Raw genomic sequence first — 6,132 nt, forward strand, 5'->3', positions numbered from 1 at the left:
CTACGTTATGGTTCTTAAATGGAACCAGGACTATGGCCAGGCTGCCCTGCCGACTCAGAATGTTGCTTCCAGTACGACTACATCCGGTTTGCCGGACACCGCCACTGGCAATAATGCTGCCGCCAGTGACGATATACCGCGTGCCGCTAGCGATACCAGCGCACCTGCCGAAACACCGGTAGCCGCCAGCAAGGATCTGATCCAGATCAAAACCGACGTGCTCGATCTCGCGATCGATCCACAAGGTGGTGACGTTGCTCAACTGACCTTGCCTCTGTATCCACGTCGTCAGGATCGTCCGGACGTTCCGTTCCAGCTGTTCGATAACGGCGGCGAACGCGTTTATCTGGCGCAAAGCGGTCTGATCGGCACCAACGGCCCGGACGCAAATCCGGCTGGTCGCCCGGTCTACTCCTCGGAGAAGAAGACTTATCAACTGGCTGACGGTCAGGACCAACTGGTCGTCGACCTGAAGTTCAGCAAGGACGGCGTCAATTACATCAAGCGTTTCACCCTGAAACGCGGCCTGTATGACGTAGCCGTTTCGTACATTGTGGATAACCAGAGCGCTCAGCCGTGGAATGGCGCGATGTTCGCCCAGTTGAAGCGTGATAGCAGCGCCGATCCTTCGTCCACAACCGCTACTGGCACCGCCACTTACCTGGGCGCCGCCCTGTGGACAAGTTCGGAGCCGTACAAGAAAGTGTCCATGAAGGACATGGACAAGGCCCAACTCAAAGAAACCGTTACCGGTGGTTGGGTAGCCTGGCTGCAACACTACTTCGTGACTGCATGGATTCCGGTCAAGGGCGAAAACAACATCGTCCAGACCCGTAAAGACAGCAAAGGCAACTACATCATCGGTTACACAGGTCCTACGCTGACCGCAGCACCGGGTGCCAAAGTTGAAACCAGTGCTGTGCTGTACGCCGGTCCGAAAAGCCAGGCTGTGCTGAAAGAGTTGTCCCCAGGTCTGGAACTGACCGTCGACTACGGCATTCTGTGGTTCATTGCCCAGCCAATCTTCTGGCTGCTGCAACATATCCACGCCATTGTCGGTAACTGGGGCTGGTCGATCATCTTCCTGACCATGCTGATCAAGGGTATTTTCTTCCCTCTGTCGGCTGCCAGCTACAAATCGATGGCGCGCATGCGTGCCGTTGCGCCGAAACTGGCTGCACTGAAAGAGCAACATGGCGATGACCGGCAGAAAATGTCGCAAGCCATGATGGAGCTGTACAAGAAAGAGAAGATCAATCCGCTGGGCGGCTGCTTGCCGATCCTCGTGCAGATGCCGGTTTTCCTTTCGCTGTACTGGGTTCTGCTGGAAAGCGTGGAAATGCGCCAGGCGCCGTTCATGCTTTGGATCACTGACTTGTCGATCAAGGATCCATTCTTCATTCTGCCGATCATCATGGGCGCAACCATGTTCATCCAGCAGCAGTTGAACCCGACTCCTCCGGATCCGATGCAGGCGAAGGTCATGAAAATGATGCCAATCATCTTCACCTTCTTCTTCCTGTGGTTCCCGGCTGGTCTGGTGCTGTACTGGGTTGTGAACAACTGCCTGTCGATTGCACAACAGTGGTACATCACGCGTAAGATCGAAGCGGCGACGAAAAAAGCCGAGGCGTAACTTGCTCTGTGGATAACACCACTCAAAACGCCCCCTAGTGGGGCGTTTTGCTATCTGCCACTTTTGTATGGATTCCGGTTTATGAGCGCACCTCGTGAAACCATCGCAGCTGTTGCCACCGCCCAAGGTCGCGGAGGTGTGGGCATCGTCCGTGTTTCCGGCCCGTTGGCCAGTGTTGCTGCCAAAGCCATCAGCGGCCGCGAACTGAAACCACGCTACGCCCATTACGGCCCTTTTTTCAGCGACGATCAGCAAGTACTCGACGAAGGTCTGGCGCTGTACTTTCCTGGGCCTAATTCATTCACCGGTGAAGACGTGCTGGAACTGCAGGGTCACGGTGGCCCGATCGTTCTGGACATGTTGCTCAAGCGTTGTCTGGAACTAGGCTGCCGTTTGGCACGGCCGGGCGAGTTCAGCGAGCGCGCCTTTCTCAATGACAAACTCGACCTGGCCCAGGCCGAGGCAATTGCCGACTTGATCGAAGCAAGTTCTGCACAGGCCGCGCGCAACGCCCTGCGTTCTTTGCAGGGGGCGTTTTCCCAGCGTGTGCATAACCTCACCGAACAATTGATCGGCCTGCGCATCTACGTCGAAGCGGCCATAGACTTCCCGGAGGAAGAAATCGACTTCCTCGCCGATGGCCATGTGTTGAGCATGCTCGACAAGGTGCGCGATGAATTATCCACAGTGCTGCGCGAGGCCGGGCAGGGTGCCTTGTTGCGCGATGGAATGACGGTGGTCATTGCCGGTCGGCCGAATGCCGGCAAGTCCAGCCTGTTGAACGCCTTGGCCGGGCGCGAAGCGGCGATCGTTACCGAGATCGCCGGCACCACTCGCGACATTCTGCGTGAACATATCCACATCGACGGGATGCCACTGCACGTTGTCGATACCGCGGGTCTGCGCGACACCGATGATCAAGTAGAAAAGATCGGCGTCGAGCGGGCACTGAAAGCCATCGGTGAAGCGGATCGAGTATTACTGGTCGTCGATGCGACCGCGCCAGAAGCGTTGGACCCGTTCGCCTTGTGGCCGGAGTTTCTTGAAGTACGCCCGGATCCGGCGAAAGTCACCTTGATTCGTAATAAAGCTGATCTTACGGGCGAGGCCATTGCCCTGGAAGTCAGCGATGACGGCCACGTCACCATCAGCCTGAGCGCCAAATCGGCAGGTGAAGGACTGGAACTACTGCGTGATCATCTCAAGGCCTGCATGGGTTACGAGCAAACGTCGGAAAGCAGTTTCAGTGCTCGTCGCCGGCATCTGGAAGCCTTGCGCCACGCCAGCGCAGCCCTGGAACATGGGCGCGCGCAGCTGACTCTGGCGGGGGCAGGTGAGCTTCTGGCCGAAGATCTGCGCCAAGCCCAGCACTCTTTGGGTGAAATCACCGGGGCCTTCAGCTCTGATGATCTGCTGGGACGGATCTTTTCCAGCTTCTGCATCGGTAAGTAACCCGCCGGTACGTTCAAACGGGCCCGTTCGTGGCCCGTTTTTGTTTCTTCTTTCTGAATATCAGCCTGAAGTGCCCGACTGATTCTCCAGTTCGAGCGGTTTCTTCGTGCCCGAAATTTATCCAATGATCGAATTTCTGTGGATTAAGCCCTGTGAATAACTGCCATTGAGGTCAGTTGATAACAGGGCCTGAAAACTGGATATAAACCCCTCTGTGGATAACCACCCCTTTCATCCACAGGCTTACACCGGTTATCCAAGGGACTCATTGGCACATGGGCACAGGGTTTTGAATCTCTGTACATATTGAATATAAAGGCCTGTAGAGATCTATCCACAGAAAGGTAGGGCAGTAAGAATAAACATAAAAACAAAGATTCTATAAATTTCTTTCTTTTTTATTTTTTTAACCGCGAGTTCTCCACAGCTGGTTAAATTTTGTGCAAAGGGTTCTTTAGGAAGGGCGAAGTCCCTATACTTGCCGACCAGGTTCAGAAACCTGATCTCAAACTATTCCTGAATTACCTACTTAAGCAGGCACGAGGTGCGTGGTGGATTTCCCTTCCCGTTTTGAAGTGATCGTCATCGGCGGCGGTCATGCCGGTACCGAGGCAGCACTGGCGTCAGCACGTATGGGGGCAAAAACCCTGTTGCTGACGCATAACGTGGAAACCCTCGGTGCCATGAGTTGCAACCCGGCCATCGGTGGCATCGGCAAAAGCCATCTGGTCAAGGAAATCGATGCCCTCGGCGGCGCGATGGCCATGGCTACTGATTTGGGTGGCATCCAGTTTCGCGTGTTGAACAGCCGTAAAGGCCCAGCCGTACGTGCAACCCGTGCACAAGCGGACCGCATTCTTTACAAAGCCGCTGTCCGCGAAATTCTGGAAAACCAGCCGAACCTGTGGATATTTCAACAGGCTGCTGACGACCTGATCGTCGAGCAGGAACAAGTGCGCGGTGTTGTTACGCAAATGGGTCTGCGTTTCTTAGCCGATTCCGTGGTGTTGACCACGGGTACCTTCCTCGGCGGACTTATCCACATCGGTTTGCAGAATTTTTCCGGCGGTCGCGCCGGTGATCCGCCGTCGATTGCCCTGGCTCACCGTCTGCGTGAAATGCCACTGCGTGTCGGTCGCCTGAAAACCGGTACGCCACCGCGTATCGACGGCAAGTCTGTGGATTTCTCGGTGATGACTGAGCAGCCAGGTGACACGCCGATCCCGGTGATGTCGTTCATGGGCAACAAAGAACAGCATCCACGCCAGGTCAGTTGCTGGATTACCCACACCAACGCCCGAACCCACGAAATCATTGCCGCAAACCTTGATCGCTCGCCGATGTATTCCGCTGCCGGCGAGATCGAAGGCATTGGCCCGCGTTATTGCCCGTCGATCGAAGACAAGATTCATCGCTTTGCCGACAAGGAAAGCCATCAGGTGTTCATCGAACCGGAAGGTTTGACCACCCATGAGCTGTATCCGAACGGGATATCCACCAGCTTGCCGTTCGATGTGCAATTGCAGATCGTGCAATCGATCCGCGGTATGGAAAACGCGCACATCGTGCGTCCGGGTTATGCGATCGAGTACGACTACTTCGATCCGCGCGACCTGAAGTACAGCCTGGAAACCAAAGTCATCGGCGGTCTGTTCTTCGCCGGGCAAATCAACGGCACCACCGGTTACGAAGAAGCCGGCGCCCAGGGTTTGCTCGCCGGAGCCAACGCCGCATTGCGCGCGAAGGGCAAAGAAGCCTGGTGCCCGCGCCGCGATGAAGCCTACATCGGCGTGTTGGTCGACGATCTGATCACCCTCGGTACCCAAGAGCCGTACCGAATGTTCACTTCCCGTGCCGAGTACCGCCTGATCCTGCGCGAGGACAACGCCGACCTGCGTCTGACCGAAAAAGGTCGTGAACTGGGTCTGGTCGATGACGCTCGTTGGGCGGCCTTCTGCAAGAAACGCGAAAGCATCGAACTCGAAGAGCAACGCCTGAAAAGCACCTGGGTTCGCCCGGGCACGCCTCAGGGGGATGCGATCGCGGAGAAATTCGGCACGCCGCTGACCCACGAATACAACTTGCTCAACCTCTTGAGCCGTCCGGAAATCGACTACGCTGGTTTGGTCGAAGTGACCGGGAACGGCGCCGAAGATCCACAGGTCGCCGAACAGGTTGAGATCAAAACCAAGTACGCCGGTTACATCGACCGTCAACAGGACGAAATCGCCCGTCTGCGCGCCAGTGAAGACACGAAACTGCCTGTGGATATCGATTACACCAACATTTCCGGTCTCTCCAAGGAGATCCAGAGCAAGCTCGGCGCGACGCGTCCAGAGACGCTGGGCCAGGCTTCGCGGATCCCGGGCGTGACCCCGGCAGCGATTTCGCTGTTGATGATTCATTTGAAAAAACGCGGCGCGGGCCGTCAGTTGGAGCAAAGCGCTTGAGTTCTAAGGTCACTTCGCAACACGCCGAAGAGTTATCCACAGGAGCCCGCGAGCTCGGTGTCCATCTCAGCGAAACCCAGCACGAATTGCTGCTGGGTTATCTGGCCCTGTTGATAAAATGGAACCAGGCCTACAACCTGACTGCGGTTCGTGATCCGGACGAGATGGTCTCGCGTCATCTGCTCGATAGTCTGAGTGTCATGTCGTTCATCGAAAACGGTCGCTGGCTCGACGTTGGCAGCGGCGGCGGCATGCCGGGGATCCCGTTGGCGATCCTGTATCCGGACTCGCAAGTGACCTGTCTGGACAGCAACGGCAAGAAAACCCGCTTCCTGACCCAGGTAAAACTCGAACTCAAACTGGATAACCTGCAAGTTATCCACAGTCGCGTCGAAGCGTTTCAGCCTGCACAGCCATTCAACGGGATCATTTCCCGGGCGTTCAGCAGCATGGAAAACTTCACCAACTGGACTCGCCATCTGGGCGATGCCGATACACGCTGGCTGGCAATGAAGGGCGTTCATCCGGCCGATGAGCTGGTAGCATTGCCGGCAGACTTCAAACTCGATAGCGAACACGCCCTGGCCGTCCCCG

General features: G+C 56.3%; 4 protein-coding genes. All 4 read left to right on the forward strand.

Annotation, left to right across the window (positions count from 1 at the left end; all coding sequences use genetic code 11):
- Nucleotides 1-1,636, forward strand: a 1,636-nt coding sequence (gene yidC / locus ACIOVB_RS26765) for a membrane protein insertase YidC (protein ID WP_401272187.1), incomplete at its 5' end; no start/stop codon positions are given.
- Nucleotides 1,637-1,717: 81 nt separating this feature from the next.
- Nucleotides 1,718-3,088, forward strand: a complete 1,371-nt coding sequence (gene mnmE, locus ACIOVB_RS26770) for a tRNA uridine-5-carboxymethylaminomethyl(34) synthesis GTPase MnmE (protein ID WP_187677233.1) — start codon at nt 1,718-1,720, stop codon at nt 3,086-3,088.
- A 551-nt stretch (nt 3,089-3,639) separates the two neighbouring features.
- Nucleotides 3,640-5,538 (forward strand): tRNA uridine-5-carboxymethylaminomethyl(34) synthesis enzyme MnmG, encoded by a 1,899-nt coding sequence (gene mnmG / locus ACIOVB_RS26775; protein ID WP_401272188.1) that lies wholly within the window; start codon nt 3,640-3,642, stop codon nt 5,536-5,538.
- Nucleotides 5,535-6,132, forward strand: a 598-nt coding sequence (rsmG, locus tag ACIOVB_RS26780) for a 16S rRNA (guanine(527)-N(7))-methyltransferase RsmG (protein ID WP_401272189.1), incomplete at its 3' end; no start/stop codon positions are given. The genes mnmG and rsmG, both read left to right, overlap by 4 nt.

The sequence above is a fragment of the Pseudomonas sp. NPDC087639 genome, from assembly GCF_044743385.1.
In the GTDB taxonomy this organism is placed as follows: domain Bacteria; phylum Pseudomonadota; class Gammaproteobacteria; order Pseudomonadales; family Pseudomonadaceae; genus Aquipseudomonas.